12 protein-coding genes are annotated in these 16440 nt (G+C 69.3%); 8 read left to right on the top strand and 4 right to left on the bottom strand.

Features of this window, described 5'->3' with window-relative positions:
* Together H9I38_RS10610 and H9I38_RS10615 are read right to left on the bottom strand one after the other, a co-directional pair.
* A partial coding sequence (locus H9I38_RS10610) for an SdrD B-like domain-containing protein (protein WP_319002233.1) occupies window positions 1-3643 on the bottom strand: 3643 nt, incomplete at its 3' end.
* Window positions 3644-4074: 431 nt separating this feature from the next.
* Entirely contained in the window at window positions 4075-7647 is a 3573-nt protein-coding gene (locus H9I38_RS10615) for an SdrD B-like domain-containing protein (protein ID WP_226338798.1), read from the bottom strand.
* A 131-nt stretch (window positions 7648-7778) separates the two neighbouring features.
* Here H9I38_RS10615 and H9I38_RS10620 point away from each other — a divergent pair, with 131 nt between their 5' ends.
* Both H9I38_RS10620 and H9I38_RS10625 read left to right on the top strand, forming a co-directional pair.
* Window positions 7779-8534, top strand: coding sequence for a class E sortase (locus tag H9I38_RS10620; RefSeq protein WP_226338799.1), 756 nt, complete (start codon window positions 7779-7781; stop codon window positions 8532-8534).
* Window positions 8531-8686: a hypothetical protein gene (locus H9I38_RS10625; RefSeq protein ID WP_226338800.1), complete on the top strand. Its 156-nt coding sequence runs from the start codon at window positions 8531-8533 to the stop codon at window positions 8684-8686. The genes H9I38_RS10620 and H9I38_RS10625 overlap by 4 nt, the downstream gene beginning before the upstream one ends.
* A gap of 252 nt (window positions 8687-8938) precedes the next feature.
* Here the strand turns inward: H9I38_RS10625 and H9I38_RS10630 are convergent, their stop codons facing one another.
* Window positions 8939-9283: a hypothetical protein gene (locus H9I38_RS10630; protein WP_226338801.1), complete on the bottom strand. Its 345-nt coding sequence runs from the start codon at window positions 9281-9283 to the stop codon at window positions 8939-8941.
* A gap of 153 nt (window positions 9284-9436) precedes the next feature.
* Here H9I38_RS10630 and H9I38_RS11025 point away from each other — a divergent pair, with 153 nt between their 5' ends.
* The 3 genes from H9I38_RS11025 (at window position 9437) to H9I38_RS10645 (ending at window position 11822) form a co-directional block, all read left to right on the top strand.
* The gene (locus tag H9I38_RS11025) at window positions 9437-10582 is read left to right on the top strand and encodes an ImmA/IrrE family metallo-endopeptidase (protein WP_226338802.1); all 1146 of its coding nucleotides are present in this window, start codon (window positions 9437-9439) and stop codon (window positions 10580-10582) included.
* A complete protein-coding gene (locus H9I38_RS10640) occupies window positions 10582-11082 on the top strand; it encodes a DUF4411 family protein (protein WP_226338803.1) in 501 nt (166 codons plus the stop codon). The genes H9I38_RS11025 and H9I38_RS10640 overlap by 1 nt, the downstream gene beginning before the upstream one ends.
* 188 nt (window positions 11083-11270) lie before the next feature.
* Window positions 11271-11822: a hypothetical protein gene (locus tag H9I38_RS10645; protein WP_226338804.1), complete on the top strand. Its 552-nt coding sequence runs from the start codon at window positions 11271-11273 to the stop codon at window positions 11820-11822.
* 271 nt (window positions 11823-12093) lie between these two features.
* Here H9I38_RS10645 and H9I38_RS10650 read toward each other — a convergent pair whose 3' ends face one another.
* Entirely contained in the window at window positions 12094-13446 is a 1353-nt protein-coding gene (locus H9I38_RS10650; RefSeq protein ID WP_226338805.1) for an MFS transporter, read from the bottom strand.
* A 530-nt stretch (window positions 13447-13976) separates the two neighbouring features.
* Between H9I38_RS10650 and H9I38_RS10655 the strand changes: the two genes are divergently transcribed.
* The 3 genes from H9I38_RS10655 to H9I38_RS10665 all read left to right on the top strand — a co-directional run.
* Window positions 13977-14660 carry a hypothetical protein gene (locus H9I38_RS10655; RefSeq protein ID WP_226338806.1) on the top strand — a complete coding sequence of 228 codons (684 nt, stop codon included), beginning with the start codon at window positions 13977-13979 and terminating at the stop codon, window positions 14658-14660.
* Between the two features lie 212 nt (window positions 14661-14872).
* Window positions 14873-15490, top strand: coding sequence for a DUF4231 domain-containing protein (locus tag H9I38_RS10660; protein ID WP_226338807.1), 618 nt, complete (start codon window positions 14873-14875; stop codon window positions 15488-15490).
* Window positions 15491-15908: 418 nt separating this feature from the next.
* A partial coding sequence (locus H9I38_RS10665) for a peptidoglycan-binding domain-containing protein (RefSeq protein WP_226338808.1) occupies window positions 15909-16440 on the top strand: 532 nt, incomplete at its 3' end.

Raw genomic sequence — 16440 nt, forward strand, 5'->3', positions numbered from 1 at the left:
CACCCGTGTAGGCCAGCGAACCAGGCGTGTTCACACCGCCCGGATTCGAGCCCTGGCTCGGACCGCCCTGCTGAGGGCCACCCGGCGTCGGGGCCGTGCTGCTGCCCGGAGTCCCATTGCCGCTCGGGCCAGACGTCGGCCCCGCCGAAGGCACCGTGCCCGTGCTCGAGGACGGAGAGCTGCTCGGGCTCTTCCCCGGAGCCGGCGACGTCGCCAGAGCAGACGGAGAACCGGTCGGGCCGGTGGTCGGGGCCTTCGTCGGCGAGCCAGTCGGCTTGTCCGTCGGCGTCGGGGACGGCGTCCCTGTCGGAAGGCCGGTCGGCACGTCTGTCGGCGAACTGGTCGGAGTATCCGTCGGGCTCGGCGTCGCAGTGGGCGAGTCAGACGGGCTAGGGGAAGCCGTGGGGCTGTCCGTGGGAGACGGAGTCGGAGTCGCCGTCGGCGAATCGGTCGGGCTCGGCGAATCCGTGGGAGACGGGCTCGGCGAGGTCGTCGGGCTGTCCGTCGGGGACGGCGTCGCCGTCGGCGAGTCAGTCGGCGTCGGCGCTCCCGGCTTGGCGAACCCGAAGTCCACACTGCCCACCGTCGCATCCCGCCCCAGGCTGATCGCCGAAGACGTCAGCGAGGCGTCCGCACCGCGAGCCCCCGAGTAGGAATACGTCTGCTGCGCTTCCGAAAGAGCCTGCTGACCGTCCACCACCCGCACCGTGTACGTGCCCGCCAGAACATCCCGGAAAGCGTAGTGCCCGGCGGCGTCCGTCGTCGTCGTTCCCAAGACGTCACCGGAGGCCGAGACGGCCTCCAGCCGAACCCCAGGAACACCCGCCTCGGAGGACCCCTGGGCGCCGTTCTGGTCCTGATCCCACCACACGGTGCCCGCGAGCGAGGAGGCGTAGAGAACCGTGGTCACGGCGTCCGGCGAGGGCACCGGCTGCGCGAGATCAGGGGACGTGCCGACGCCGAGGCGGTTGCTGACCGAGTCTCCCGCCCGGGCGCCGTCCACGTGCGCGGAGAGCTGCACGTACTGATTGGCGCCGGAGGGCAGGTCGGCCGTGTAGCGCACGGCCGTGACCTCGGAGAGCGAGGCAGGGCAGTCCCCGCCCGCCGTGTACCCGTCACACCAGACGGTGGTCCCGGCGGCCTGGTTGGAGGCGTCGGCCGGGTTGTTCGAGATCGAGCCCGGCGCGGCCTTGGAGTACTGAGCCTTCACACCCGCCGGCACGGTCGAGCGGTCCAGGACCACGCGGCCGGCCGTCGTCGTGCCGTTGGCGTCGCCGTTGTACGGCAGGACATCGATCCACTGCGCCCCCGCCACCGGAATGGAGAGGGTGTTGGAGAGGCCCATCGTCCAGGTCACGCCCTCGTCGCGCTGAGTGCGCGGGGTGTCCACCACCTTGGTGGCGAGCACCGCGGACTGCCGGGCCAGCGTCAGCGTCCCGGCCGTGTCCGCCGCGGTGTACTTGATGCCCGGATCAACGAAGTCCATGTGGACCGTGGCCACCTGGCTCGTGTTGGCTGCCAGGGCGGACATGCGGATGGGAATCTGCATGTTCCGGACGGAAGAGAGCTCGAACGAGCTGAACGGCCTGGCTGCCGTCGCAGTGACGACCGTGGACGTGTCGTCTTCACAGCCGGCACCGCCAGCCGCCTGCCCCGGCTGGACCTGCACGTTCCAGTCCCCGCCGAAGTCAGGCGTGCCCACGGGGGACGCGCACGGCGGGAGGGTGAACGTCACGCGCGGCGTCGCCTGGTTCAGGGTTCCGGCCATCTCCGCGCGGACGTCGAAGCTGTAGGCGCTCGTCTCTCCCGGACCCACCGAGGCGAACGTGGAGTTCGAGGCGTCGGCGTTGAGGACGTACTTGGCCGCCACGGAGAAGGCCGAGGCGCCGGAGCCCCACCCGCTCGTCCGGCCCGTGGTGACGTAGCCACGGTCCCACAGCTGCGGGGTGGCGCCGTACTCATTGAGATCGGTCCTGTTGAGGTTCGGGGTGAACGGGATGGAGAAGACGAGGCCGTTGACGGTGTCCACGGGGCTCGTGGTGCGGATGCGGACGGCGTTGACCGGTCCAGTCACCTGCGAGGGGTCCGTGAACCAGCCGTCCAGCGTGGACGGATCGCCGCAGCTCTGGTTGGCGCCGTCCTGGTGGGAGTAGTAAACGGTGTACTGGCTCGGGTCCAGGATGGCCGGCGAGGACCCGTGCGCCTCCGCGACCGTGATGGGCATGGTGGTCTGAAGCGACTGGTCATTCGCGTCCCACACATCGCACGCCTCCACGGGATATGTGCCCGGAAGCGGAGAGAGGCTCACCTGGGACACCGCCGTCTGGCCCTCCAGGAAGGCCGGAGTCACATAGGTTTCCTGCCCGCTCGCATTGCCGAGACGCAGGACCGGCTGGCTGTACCCGGTCTGCCCCGTGATGCGCTTGTCCACATAGTCCGAGGGCACAAAGTACTTCATCTGGACACGAGCGCAATCGTTGTTCGGCAGGCTCCCGATGGCGCGAAGGCCCCCGAGAGGATCCGTGCTCTGACTGCAGTCCGCGAGCTGCTGGCCGATCTGCGTTCCGCCGTCCATGTTGCGCTCACCGGTGGTGGACGTGATGACCGGCGAATCCTGGGCCACGCGCACCGCGAAGTCTGCGTCCACGGTGCTCCCGGAGCTCGGAAGCGGGACAAGGACCCGTGCATAGGCCTCAAGGCCGACGATGTACCGGCCGCCGTTCTGCGTTCCGGGCCCGGCACCCTCGGCGGCGCGGAACTGCACCGTGTCGGTCACGTTGCCCGCCGTGTCTGTGAAGAGCGAGCCCGCCGGTGCCCCCACGAGAGCCAGCTTCACACTCTGCCCCGCGATGGCGGGGTTCCCCTTCAAGGCGGACGTGCCCGGCACCGGGATGCTCTGGCCCGAGATCATGATCCCCTGGGACACGTAGTACCGGCCGTTGACCTTGACAGGGGAGGAGACGCCTCCGAGCCCTTGCGCCCGCAGGTCCGCCTTGATGCCGCGGATCACGGTGAAGCCGGCCGCCGAGCCCAGACTCGAGCTCGTGCCGTTCGCCGAGGTCTGGAGGACCTGGGCGTCCGCAACCGTGGCGGGCGAGCTCATGGACGGCGTGACGGAGAAGTCCTGGCGGTAGGCGAGGTTGACGTTGGGCTCGGGGGTGAGGGTGCAGCTCGGATAGAACTTGCCGCCGACCTGCACTGTGCTCGCGCCGCCCTGCACGGTCCACTGCCCAGGCCGGGAGACGCAGAATGCATCGGCGCCCTCGATCGAGGCGTCCGGGTACGGGCTGTTCGATCCGGATCCGATCTTGAAGACGAGCGTCACGGGAGTGGGGTTCGCGTCCGACTTGATGGCCAGATCCACTCGGTAGCCGACCTTGTCCATCGTGCAGACGTAGTCGTCCGCCGGGGTGTCGTCACCCGGTGTCACGCCGTGAGCGGAGTTCAGCGCGCACTGGTCCGCGGTCCCATGGCCAGTGCCGGTGTACGTGCGCTGGATCGTGGCGGTGACGGTCGGCTCAGCCGCCCGAGCGGCCGGGGAGATCAGGCCCAGCGAGCCGATCAGGAGCGCGAACAGCGCGAAGAGAGCAGTGAAAACGCGCCGTGAAGACAGCGGAGAAGGGGCGAGTGACGTGACGGTCATGAGAACTCGTCTCTGGGGATGCGCGGGCGCAGGGAACGGGGAGCCTCGTCGAGACGAGTTGAGCTGATTCTACTCGAAAAACGACGGTGATTCACACCATGAATGTGCTGTTCCTGTTCTCCGCGCTGCCCTCATGCGCCTTCGCCGCGCCCGGGCCCGGGCCCGCATCGCTCGAGGCACCCGTTTCCGCTCGCCGCCGGCCTGACACACCCGTTTCCGCTCAAAGACCTGAGCGAAAACGGGTGTCCAGGAACATTTCCAGGTGCGGGGGCGAAAACGGGTGCGGTTGGCGTAATCCGGACCGATCCAGATGCCGCACACCGACAGACACCGCACCCCCGCCCACACACAGCAAGGGCGCGGACCCTACGGCCCGCGCCCTCCCTGCACCCGGCGCCCAGGGTTGTAAACCCGGGCGCCGCTCTCACGGGCTACCGCTGCTCGCGCTCCTCACGACGACGGCGAGCCACCAGCACACCCGCCGCGATGAGCACGGCCGCCCCCAAGAGCAGGCCACCCACGCGCACACCCGTGTAGGCCAGCGAACCAGGCGTGTTCACACCGCCCGGATTCGAGCCCTGATGCGGGCCACCCTGGTTCGAAGTCCCCGACGTCGGCTCCACCGAAGGCACCGTGCCCGTGCTCGAGGACGGAGAGCTGCTCGGGCTCTTCCCCGGAGCCGGCGAAGTCGCCGGAGCAGACGGGGAACCGGTCGGGGAGCTCGTCGGAGACGCCGTCGGAGCCTTCGTCGGGGAATCCGTCGGGCTCGGCGTGGCCGTGGGGCTGTCCGTCGGGCTAGGCGAACCGGTCGGGGAACCGGTCGGGGCATCCGTCGGGCTCGGCGAAGCCGTCGGGCTGTCCGTCGGAGACGGGGTCGCCGTCGGCGAGTCGGTCGGGCTCGGAGTCGGCGTCGGCGCGGCCGGCCGGAAGAACCCGAAGTCCACGTCGCCGAGCGTCGCGTTCCGGCCGAGGGCGAACGGCGTCGACGTCAGCGAGGCGTTCCCGCCCGTGGCGTCCTTGTACGAGTAGGTCTGCTCGGCGTCCTTGAGCACGTCCTGGTCCGCGACCACGCGCGTCCGGTAGGTGCCGGCCAGCAGGCCGGGGAAGCCGTAGTGCCCGGCGGCGTCGGTCGTCGTCGTGCTCAGGACGTCACCCGAGTCCGAGACGGCCTCGACCTTCACGCCCGGGATGCCCGGCTCGGAGGCGCCGCGGGCGCCGTCCTTGTCCTCGTCCCACCAGACGGTGCCGGCGAGGGAGGAGTCGAAGAGGGCCGTGGTCACCTTGTCCGGGGACGGAACCGGCTGCGCCAGATCCGGGGAGGTTCCGACGCCGAGGCGGTTGCTCACCGTGTCGCCGTTCTTGCCGCCGTCCACGTGGGCCTTGAGCTGCAGGTACTGGCTCGCTCCGGAGGCCAGGTCCATCGTGTAGCGGACGGCCGTGACCTCGGAGAGCGAGGACGGGCAGTCCCCGCCTGCCGTGTAGCTGTCACACCACACCGTCCCGCCGCCTGCCTGGTTGGAGGCGTCGGCCGGGTTGTTCGAGACGGAGGCCGGGGCGGTCTTGGAGTACTCCGCCGTGGCGCCGGAGGGCACCGTGGAGCTGTCGAGGACCACGCGGCCGGCCGTCGCGGTCCCGTTGGCGTCCCCGTTGTACGGGAGGACGTCGATCCACTGCGCGCCGGTCACCGGGATGGAGAGCGTGTTGGACAGGCCCATGGTCCACGTCAGCTGCTCGTCGCGCTGCATGGACGCCTTGTCCACGGTCTTGGCGGCCAGCACGGCGGCCTGGCGGGCGATCACCATGGTGGAGGTGGCATCGCTCGGCACAAACCGCAGGCCCTGATCCACGAAGTCCATGTGGGCCGAGGCCACCTGGGAGGTGGTGACTGCCAGGGCGGACATCCGGACCGGAATGGAGAAAGACGAAAAACTCGCGAGCTCTTTGACACTGAGAGGTCGCTTGGCCGTGATCGTCACCACCGCCGGTTCATCGTCTTCACACCCCGGACCGCCGGCCGGCTTCCCCGGCGTGATGCTGGCGGTCCACAGATCACCCACGGCGGGAGCGCCCTCAGGGGCTGCACACGGCGAAAGCGTGGCGGTGATCCGCGGAGTGGCCTCGCTGAGGGCTCCGGCCGCATTCGCATAGGCCATGAACTGGAACGCTGCCGTCTCACCGGGCTGCACGGAAATGCCGTTGCTGCCCACGACATGGGATTCGAGCGAGTACTTCGTGGCATAGGAGAAGGCCGAGTTGCCGGTGCCCCACCCGGTGCTCCTGCCGGTGGTCACGTAGGCGCGGTCCCAGAGGGGCGGCGTCATGCCGTACTCGTCAAAGTCCGTGCGATCCACGTTCGGGGTGAGGGGAACCGTGAACGTGATTCCCTTGCTCGCTTCAACGGGTGCCTTCGAGCGGATGCGAATGGCATTGACGCCCCCCTGCACCTGCGAGGGATCAGTGCTCCACCCGTCCAGCGTGGACTGGTCCCCGCAGCTCAGGCCCGCGCCGGACTGGTGCGAGTAGTAGACGTCGTACGTGCTCGGGTCGAAGGACGCGCTTCCGTCAGACGGCCCCACCGTCACGGACTCGTTGGTCTGCAGGGACTGGTCCTGCGGATCCCACACGTCGCACATGTCCACAGGGAAGGAGCCCGGCAGCGGCGAGAGTCGGATGACCGAGGTGGCCGTGTCGCCTCCGTTGAACGCAGGGTTGAAGGTCTTCTTCTGCCCGCTCGCATTGGTTGCGGTGATAAAGGCCCCGTAGATGTTGTGGCTGATCACCTTGTTCACGTTCTTGGAGACCATGTCACCCGGAACGTTGTAGTACACGCGAGTCCGCGAGCAGTCGTTGTTGGCCAAGCCGCCGAGCGGGGTGAGGCCTCCCAGCGGATCGGTGCTCTGCGTGCAGTCGGCGAGCTGCTGGCCGATCTGGGTTCCCCCGTTCATGTTGGACTCACCCGTTACGGCCTTGATGACCGGGGAGTCCTGGGCCACGCGGGCCGTGACGTTCACGTCGAGGGTGTCGCTGCTGGTCGGAATGGGGATGAGGAGCTTGGCCAGAGTTCCGATCCGAGCGGGTTCGCCCGGCTGATTCTGGTTCTGCCCCCTGATGCTGTTGAAGAAGGGGATGAGAGTGGTCTCGTTGCCGTTCACATCGGTGACGATCGTCCCCGGAGGAGCGCCGGACAGGTCGATCTTCACCGCAGCGTCCGAGAAGACAGCGCCGCCCTTGGACGCAGAGGTTCCGGGAACGGCGAGAGCATCGCCGGAGATCTCCAGGTACTGGACCAGGTAGTACTTCCCGTTGTAGTTGACAGGCTGGCCGCCGGTCAGCTGGCGCAGGCGGAGGTCGAGAGTCGCCGACCTCAGCACCGTATACCCGGCCGCAGTGGCCGCGGAGGTCTGGGCGCCAGCGCTGTCCGCTTTGATGATCTGCGCATCAGCCACGTTCGGCGAGTCGTCTCCCGCGGTCACCGTGAGGTCTTGGCGGTACGAGATGTTGGCATTCGGCGCGGGCGTGATCGTGCAGCTCGGGTAGTACTTCGCCCCGACCTGGACCATCTGCACATACCCGGATCCGGAAACGGTCCACTGCCCGGGACGACTGACGCAGAAGTCGTCGGCACCGGTGAAGGAGCTGTCTCGAAACGGAGTGTCGAACCCCGGCCCCACCTTGAAGACAAGCGTCACCGGCGACGGGTTCGCATCAGACTTGATCGCGAGATCCATGCGGTAGCCGACCGAGTCATTGGAGCACACATAGTCGTCCGCGGCCGTTTCATCGCCGGGCGTGAAGCCGTGGGCGGCGTTGACCACGCACTGGTCGCTCGTCCCCTGCCCCGTGCCGGTGAAGGTCCGCTGGAGGGAGACGGTGACGGTGGGCGCGGCCGCGCTCGCGGCCGGGGCGAAGAGTCCTGCGGAGCCGACGGCGACGACGGCGGCGAACAGCGCCGCCATGAAGATCCGGAGCCGCCGAAGGGATGTCGAGAGAGGCGTGGAGACCATGAGAGCTCGTCTCTGAAATGCGCGAGAACGCGGGGAACGGGGGTCCTCGCCGAGACGAGTTGAGCCAAGCCTACAGGCAAAATGAAAGCTTTTAACACCAAACAGTCAGTTTACCCTGATAACATTTAGCCATGCCCCATGGCGCCTCCACGGCCCGGTCCCCCCGCCGGCTCCCCCGCCGCCCTTCGATCCGCGAGATCATCGGCGAGACCCTTCTGCTGCTCGGCCTCGTCGTCGTGCTCTTCGTCGCGTGGCGCCTGTGGTGGACCAACGTCGTCGACGGCTCCCGGCAGGAGGCGGAGGCCCACCGGATCGAGCAGCGCTTCGCCTCAGACCGGTCCGCTCAGACCGCTCCGGAGCCCGCGAGCCGATCGCTCAAACTGGGCTCGGGCATCGCCGTCGTCTACATTCCGCGGTTCGGACCGCAGTATTCGCGGCCTGTGCTGGAAGGGGTCGGCGCGGACGTGCTGGACACGCTCGGGCTCGGCCACTACCCGGGCACCGCGGGACCCGGCGGCCTGGGGAACTTCGCGCTCGCCGGCCACCGGCAGACGCACGGCGCGGTCCTGGACAACATCGACCAGCTGCGCGCCGGGGACTCCGTCTACGTGAGGACCGCGCGGGGCTACTACCGGTACCGGTTCGAGAGCGCCAGGATCGTGCTGCCGTCCGAGACCTCGGTTCTCGCGGCGGATCCCCTGCATCCCGGGGCGGCTCCGACGCACCGGTACCTCACCCTGACCTCGTGCCATCCGCGCTTCGGCGACTCGCACCGGTACATCGTCCGCGCCGAGCTTTCCGGCTTCACCCCGGCGTCCGCGTCGCCGCCTGCCGAGATCGCCGCCGCCGTCGGGTCAGCCCACCACGGAAAGGAGTCCCCCTCGTGATCCGCTGGCTCTTCGCCGCTCTGCCCGGACCGCTCCCCGTCCGAATCCTCGTCATGGCCGCGTTCGCGGCGGCCGCCGTCGCCCTGCTCTTCACCGTGGTCTTCCCGTGGGTGGACACGTGGCCGGCGCTCAGGCAGGACGGGACGCTCTAGCCCGGCTCAGCCGGTCTGCGCCCGGCGCTTCCAGCGCCGCTCCGCGATCTTTCCGCCCAGGAAGACGCCCGCGAAGAAGTAGACCAGGGAGCCGGCCACGGCCCACTCAGCGATCGTGTTCAGCATCTGCGCTCCCCCTCTTCATGTTCCGGACCTTGAACACGTACCCGAGCATCAGCCCGAGCAGCAAGGCACCTACAGACAGCAGCAGCGAGATGACGGCGAGCGGTGAAAGCACGGCTCGCGCTCCCCTCAGCGCTTCGGGGCCGGCGCGACCCGAGCGGCGTCGCTCTCTCCCGCGAGCGCGGCGTCCGGGGCGGCGCGGCGGATCTTCTCGAGCACCTGGGTGAGCCGCTGAGCGCGGTCGCGGAAGCGGGCGTCGTCGTCGTGCTCGCGGAGCGCGGCCACCTGGAAGTTGAGCTGGCGGGCGTCGCGGCGCAGGCGCTTGGGGTTCGAGGCGGCGATCTCCTCCTCGCTCATCGCGTCGTAGCGGTTGAGCGTGTTCTCCACCTGCTTGCCGGCCACGCGGGCGAGCAGCAGGACGCCGACCACGAGGACAGCGAGGACGACGAGGACAATCCAGACCCATGCGGGCATTCCGAGACTCCTTCGATCTGGTGAGGCAACCTGCCTTTCCTGAAGCCAGCTTAGCCACCCTCACAAGGTCCGGATGACGGGAACAGGTGGCGCGGAGAAAGCCGCCGTCTGCTTTGATGGGATGCACACAGAACACCGTCCTGAGGAGGTGCCGTGGCCGTTCGCGTGGGGGTGAGCCGCCCTGTCCTCGACTGGGCCCTCGAGCACTCCGCCACAGACCCCGCGGATCTCGCGGCGCAGTTCAACCTGGACGCATGGCGTGAGGGCACGGCACGCCCCACGTTCAAGCAGCTGGAGTCGTTCGCTCGCAAGGCCGGCCTGCCGTTCGGCTATCTGCTCCTTGAGGAACCGCCCGCGCTTCGGCTCCCCATTCCCGATTTCCGGGCAGGGTTCGGCCGCGGGCTTCAGGAGCCGAGCGCCAACCTCTACGCCGTGCTCCACCAGAGCATCCAGCGCCAGGAATGGTTTCGGGAGTACGCGGCGGCCAATGGCCTTCCGAAAGTCGAGGTTGTCAGCCGGGCTGCCGAGTGGAGTCCGGACGCGGCCGCTGCGGACATGCGGGTCGCCCTTGCCTTCGAGCTCCCGCTGCGCAGGGGGAGCCGCTCTGACGTGCGGCGCCACCTCATGCGGGCCTTCGAGAAGCTCGGCGGACTGTGCGTGATCACCTCGGTCGTCGGGAACAGCTCCTCCCGCTCCCTCGATGCCGATGAGTTCCGGGGGTTCGCGCTGGTCGACGACGCCGCTCCCCTCGTTTTCGTCAACGCCGCCCAGACCCTGAACGGGCAGATCTTCACGCTGGCGCACGAGCTGGCCCACGTCTGGTTCGGGCAGAGCGGGATCAGCGATGAAGACAACCGCATTCAGCCGCACTCTGAGGTGGAGCGGCGCTGCAATGCCGCTGCATCGGCATTTCTCGTTCCCAGCGAGGATCTCCGCTCCCAGGCCTCCTCCGTGGGTCCGCTCGAGCTGACGGCAACGCTGGACCGCCTGGCGGACCGTTACCGCTGCGGAACGCTGGTGGTGCTTCTGGCTTTGGAGCGTGAGGGCATGCTTGCGGACGTGGACATGGACGCCGCTTACGAACAGGAGGTGCGCCGCCTCCAGACGTTGACGCAGCCTGCCACCGGCCAGGGCGGGGATTTCCACAACAACCAGCGGTACCGCGCAGGGGAACGGCTCTCGAGAGCTCTCATCCGGGACACCCAAGAAGGACGGACCAGCTTCAGTGAGGCAATGCACCTCCTCAATCTGAGCTCTCCGGCCAGCTTCGACAACTACGCCGAGCGGCTGGGCGTGTGATGCTCCACCTGCTTGACACAAACGTGTTCGTTGAAGCCCACCGCACCTACTTGGCACTGGACGTGGCGCCCACGTTCTGGTCCTGGCTGACGAGCGGCAGGGCGAAGGGCCGCATCGCTTCGGTCCGGCGAGTGCGGGATGAGCTCACGGCAGGCGATGCCGCGGGGAAGAGGTATCCGCTCGCCCGGTGGGCGTTGGATGTCAGCGAGGACTTCTGGCTTCCCGTCACCTCTGAATCCGTGTCCGCCCTGCGCGAGCTCACCGCTTGGGCCGCTGATCCCGCCCGGCCTTACTCCCAAGCGGCCGTCAGCGAGTTCATGGACTCGGCTGACCTGCACCTCATCGCACAGGCGGCCGGCGCGGGAGCCGTCGTCGTCACACGGGAGAAGCCTGACCCGCAATGCCGCAGACGAGTGAAAATCCCTGACGCTTGCGAGCCCCTCGGCGTGACGTGCGTGGACACCTATGCGTTCTTGCGCGCCGCCGGACTTCGCCTCTGAGTCCGCAGCCGCCAATCGGGATGTCCCGGGGCCTGCCAGTCGAGGGCCCGTCTGACGCGTTTCGCAGAGAAGCGCTCCGCGCACCTTCCTCCCCCCAGGGGTACCGGTCCACGGGGTCCCGTCGTACGCTGAGGGCGTGAAGGGACGCTTCACAGCGTCCGGAGCTCCGAACGCAAGGGGGAACCGTCATGGACCGGCCGCACAGCGAGGGCTCAACCGCCCCGGAGCCTCACAAGGCCAGCCCCGGATCGCTCGCCTGGACGCCCGGGCTTCTTGCGCTCTTGGCCGCCTGGGTCCTCATCGACCTCTTCATCCCGCTCATGTCCGTGACCGGCGGCGGGCACGAGGAGAAGCTGACGCTCCTCACACCGGACAACGTGGGCGGCATCCTCTTGCTCGGCGCTTTCCCGGCCGTGACGTGCGCGGCGGCCATCGCCGCTCAGCTCCTCAAGGCGCCGTGGCTCCGGCTCCTGGCCGGGGGCCTCGGGGCGGTGAACGGCATCGTCACCGCGGCAGCCGCCTCGTCGGTCGTCGCGGATGCGAACCGCACGGCCTCCACGCTCGGCAACGGCGCACAGGCCGAGCCGAGATTCGCGCTCTTCCTCCTCTTCCTCGGGGCGGGGCTGAGCCTCCTGACCGGGATCGCGATCATGTTCGCCCAGTTCTCCCGCCGCCGCCCGGGCCTCGAGGGCGGCCGCAATCGCGACGACGAAGAGCTGAACCTCGCCCGCAGCCGCTGACACCGGGCCCCTCCGCTCAAGACCGAGGGCCTAGAGCCCGCGGCTCGACCGCCTCGGCCCCTCGTCAGCTGCGTCCACACCCTCTTTCGCCGCCACACCCGTTTTCCGCTCGAAAACCCGTGCGAAAACGGGTGTCAACGGACAAAAACGGGTGTGGTCCGCCCGGCGGCACAAAAGCGGGTGCGAACGGACCCGAGACCACTCAGGCCGCGCGCGACCCGAGAGCGGACCCCGCCCCCTCCCGGGAGACGACGACGCCGGCCGCCTCGCGTCAGCTGTCCTCGCGCGGCCCCGGGCCCTTGATCTTGGAGAGCTTGCGCACCACGGCGCGCGGAGCCGTCTCGGGCTGGAACCAGACGATCGGCAGCACCACGGCGGCCACCACGGCGATCATGAGGCCGGGCGCCGGGTCCCAGTGCGTCGCGGAGACGACCTGCTCGGCCACGAGCGGCGCGAAGCCGCCGAAGATCGCCGTCGCCGCCGTGTACCCGAGGGCCATGCCGGACATGCGGGCGCGGGACGTGAACTGCTCCGCCACGGTGGACGCTGCGACGGAGCTCCACACGCCCGCCACCGCGGCGAGCACGAGCGCGCCCGTGAGCGCGAGACCCGGGCTGCCCGCGGCCATGATCTGGAACATCGTGAGGGACAGCGCCGCGGCGGCGACGCCCGCCACGAGCAGCACCGGCTTGCGGCCCCACTTGTCGGAGAGCTTTCCGGCGATCGGCGTGACCGCGATGACCGCGACGGCGGCGGCGGTGCCGAGCCACAGCGAGTCGGACTCGCTGAACTTGCCCGCGCTGCTGAGGAACGTGGGCGCATAGCCGATGCCCACGTAGTACGTGATCGAGCCGACCGCCGAGATGGCGAACGTCCGCAGCAGCGCCATCGGCTCCGTGCGCAGCAGGAGCAGGAGCGGGCTGCCCTTGGGGACGGCGTCCTCCTTGACCTCGTTCTCGAACACCGGGGACTCCTCGAGACCCGAGCGCGCGAACAGCGTGGCGCCCGCGAGCAGCGCGCCCACGAAGAACGGGATGCGCCATCCCCACGAGTCCAGGTCCGGGCCGTGGACGAACGTCGTCGTCAGCGAGGAGATGGCGACGGCGAGGAGGCCGCCGATCTCCGAGGACGCGCTCGCCAGAGACGTGATGAAGCCGCGGCGCTTCGGGGCGGCGCCCTCCACGAGGTAGGTGATGACGCCGGAGTACTCGCCGCCCACGCTGAAGGACATGAGGCAGCGCAGGGCCAGCATGAGCCAGCCGGAGAGCGCGCCGGCCTGGGCGTGCGTGGGGAGCAGGGCCGTGCCGAGCATGGCCAGCGTCATGAGGCCCATCGAGACGAGCAGCACCGGCCGGCGTCCGTACTTGTCTCCGATGCCTCCGAACACCGCCGCGCCCACGGGCCGCAGCAGGTAGGTGGCCGCGAAGACGAGCAGCGTGGCGGCCGTGCCGCCGTTGCCGCCCGCGAAGATGACGCGGGAGAGGATCGTGGTCAGGTAGAGGTACAGCGTGAAGTCGTACCACTCGATCACCGTGGACATGCCCGCGATGACCAGGGACTTCTTGGAGATCTCCTGGTGCTGGTCGAGCTCGATGGTCGGCTGGGAAGCTGTGGCGATGGCCACGGGGTACCTCCGAAGTGCGCTGACGTGGCAGGGCTTGTCCCGGACCACTGGGGAAGTGCACAGTGCTCCCCCACATCCTGCCACCCCTGGCTGAGATAGCAAGGGTTCCTTCAGGATGGGACAGAAGGTGGGGCGTTGGCGGCAGGCCCCCTCGCTGCGCACCTCCAGGATTCCGGCCGCACCCGCTTCCGCCGCGGCACCCGCTTCCGCCGCCCCGCATGCGCCAACACACCCGCTTCCGCCGCTCCCGGGCAGCCCCACACCCGCTTGCCACTCCCGGGCAGCCCCACACCCGCTTCCGCCACCACACCCGTTTCCGCTCAAAAACCCGCTCGAAAGCGGGTGTATTGACACAAAAACGGGTGTGAATCGCCGCTGCTGCACGGAACCGGGTGCAACCGCCCACCGGCTCAGGCGCAGCCCCCCCCTCGGCCTCGTCGCCGCCCCATCCGCCGAGCCGGGCGAACCCGTGTCCCCGTGCGCTAGGGTCGCAAACGCAGGCGAGACCGTGCCTCAAGGAGGAAGCGCAGATGAGCCAGGAGAACGCCGAGCCCCAGCCGGAGCCCCACGCCAACGGCCACCCAAGTCCCAGCCCCAACCCCAGCCCCAGCCCCGACCCCGACGCATGGTCCAGGCCCTCTGAGCACCCGCTCCGCACGTCGCACTACGCCCACACGCCCCACTCCGGACCCCAGCCCGCACCAGGCCAGACCCTGCCCTACGACGTCTCGCTCGAGCACATCAGCGGCGTCATCGAGGAGGACCGCCGCGCCCTCCAGCACCACGGGATCGTCCCGCCGGTCCTCCTGCCGCCGCGGCACGACCCGGCCAGCTTCTGGAAACCGTTCCTCTTCCTCTTCGGCTTCCTCGGCCTCATCGTGCTCGTGATCGGGTTCATCGCCCTCTTCGGCGAGGGGCTCGGCCTCACCGGATTCCTCGGCTACCTCATCGTGTTCGTTCCCGGCTGTGCCCTCGTCGCCGCCGTCTACGCGCTGATCCACAAGCTCGTCCAGGACGCCGGCCGCCGTCGCGAGGCCGCGAACTACCGCCGCGGCATGACGCCCGCCGCGCTCGAGCTGTTCGAGGGGCACAACCGCGCAGTCGACGAGCAGAAGGCCACCGGCCGCGCCCCCGAGTGGTACGCCGGCTTCCTGCAGCAGGTCGACGATCAGACCCGCCCCGCCCGAGAGGCCCAGCGCCGCGTCTACGGGTGAGTCCCGCGGCGGCCGTCGTCGTGCGCGCCCGCGTGCCCACCGCCGACGTGCGCGCCCGCACGGGAGCCGCGCCCACGGCTGGCACCCCGCCCCGGGCGCCCCGCGCTCGGCAAGCGTCCGGCCGGCACGGGTAGAGTGGACCGCCGCCTGCGGCTGTCGCTCCGGCGGCGGCCGCGCCGGACCCCGCACCCGAGACGAACGGACTTCCATTCATGCGCAAGGGCAGCCCCCTGAACCCGGCAGAGAACGACGACGATCGGCCCACCGGCTCCCACGTCGTCGGCGAGGACCCCGCCGAGGGCTCCGCCGTTGAGACCCCAGCGCGCCGTCGCGGCGGCTTCCTCACGTGGACGCCGTGGGTGCTCCTCCTCTTCGCAGCGGTGACGCTCGTGTGCCTCTTCCTGCCCCTCGTCAAGGTGGAGATCCCGGGGCACGGGGAGGACTTCGGCCTCTTCTCCACGGGCCCGGCGGCGGACAGCGTCACGCTCGTGGCCGGCGCGGTCCTCACGATCCTGGGCGTGCTCGCCGCGTGGATCATCGGCAAGGCGTGGGCCCGGTTCGCGGCCGGTGTGCTCGGCACCATCACCGGCGTCCTGGCCGGGGTGGAGGGATTCTTCCTCCTCTACAAGGTGAGCCAGACCAACTCGGCCCTCGGCGGGATGGCCGCGGTGCACCCGCACTTCGGGCTCTACCTGCTGTGCGTCATGGCGGTCCTGATGGTCCTGACGGGCATCATGGTGATCGTCCACGCGTTCAAGGTCCGCAGCGCGGAGGACGCCGCTCGCCGTGAGCGCGACACCGAGTTCAAGCGCCTGGCCCGGAGCCACTAGAGGCACCGCCGGAACGGCCTCCCCGACAGCGGCCCGGCCCGTCTCGCCTCTGAGACGGACCGGGCCGCTGTTCGTGTCCCCGCGGGCGCCACCGCGCCTCCTGCGCCGCCCCTCCCGAGCCCTCCCAAGGCCCTCTCGAACCTGTGCCACAGCTATGCGGAACGGGTGAAACAGCCACGAGAAATGGCCAAATCCGACCAATTTCCATTGGCCGCCTATGGAATCCGTTTCAACCTTGCAATAAAATTCTGCAGAATCCCGCGGAATCTGCCAGAAACACGCCATTTGTTCCATTTCTGTTCATGTGACGTGCCCCATTTCTAGACTTTTTCCGGTGCTAGTCTTTTTTCAGCTCGAAGGAAGGCAGGGGTTGCCGATCGGAGAGCCGCTCCTGATCCTTCGCTCTGAAAGTCTCGCCATGACTGCTCTCCGCCAGCGCGCCTCCAGCGCCCTCGCCATGACCGCCCTCGTCGCCGCACTCGGCGCCGGCGTCGCCGCTCCGGCCCAGGCCGCACCGGACCCGGTCGGCAACCTCGCCTCCTCCAGCTGCCCCGCCGCCATCAAGCAGGGCCAGACCAACGGCTGCGTCACCCGACTGCAGAACCTCCTCAACGCCAAGCAGGGCTCCCGCCTCGTGGTGGACGGCGTCTTCGGCAAGGCCACCACGGCTGCCGTCAAGCAGTGGCAGTCCGCGCACCACCTCGCCGTCGACGGGGTCGTCGGCCGCGCCACCAAGGCCTCCATCGACCCGACCAGCGCCCCGGCGCCGACCCCCGTTCCCGCTCCCTCCAAGGGCAGCCACAACGCGGCCGTCGTCGCCTCGGTGAACCAGGTGATGCACGGGTACCTCTACCCCTACGTGTGGGGCGGCGGCCACGGCGCCAAGCCGGGCCCGACCAAGGGCGGCATGGACTGCTCCGGCTTCACCCGCTGGGTCTACTCCAAGGCCT

The organism is Arthrobacter sp. UM1 (genome assembly GCF_020483305.1).
Taxonomy (GTDB): Bacteria; Actinomycetota; Actinomycetes; order Actinomycetales; family Micrococcaceae; genus Falsarthrobacter.

What these genes read in the sequence shown, in the direction of transcription:
- H9I38_RS10615 (WP_226338798.1), bottom strand. Translation starts at nt 7,647, where the DNA reads ATGGTCTCCACGCCTCTCTCGACATCCCTTCGGCGGCTCCGGATCTTC.
- H9I38_RS10620 (WP_226338799.1), top strand. Translation starts at nt 7,779, where the DNA reads ATGCCCCATGGCGCCTCCACGGCCCGGTCCCCCCGCCGGCTCCCCCGC.
- H9I38_RS10630 (WP_226338801.1), bottom strand. Translation starts at nt 9,283, where the DNA reads ATGCCCGCATGGGTCTGGATTGTCCTCGTCGTCCTCGCTGTCCTCGTG.
- H9I38_RS10640 (WP_226338803.1), top strand. Translation starts at nt 10,582, where the DNA reads ATGCTCCACCTGCTTGACACAAACGTGTTCGTTGAAGCCCACCGCACC.
- H9I38_RS10645 (WP_226338804.1), top strand. Translation starts at nt 11,271, where the DNA reads ATGGACCGGCCGCACAGCGAGGGCTCAACCGCCCCGGAGCCTCACAAG.
- H9I38_RS10655 (WP_226338806.1), top strand. Translation starts at nt 13,977, where the DNA reads ATGAGCCAGGAGAACGCCGAGCCCCAGCCGGAGCCCCACGCCAACGGC.
- H9I38_RS10660 (WP_226338807.1), top strand. Translation starts at nt 14,873, where the DNA reads ATGCGCAAGGGCAGCCCCCTGAACCCGGCAGAGAACGACGACGATCGG.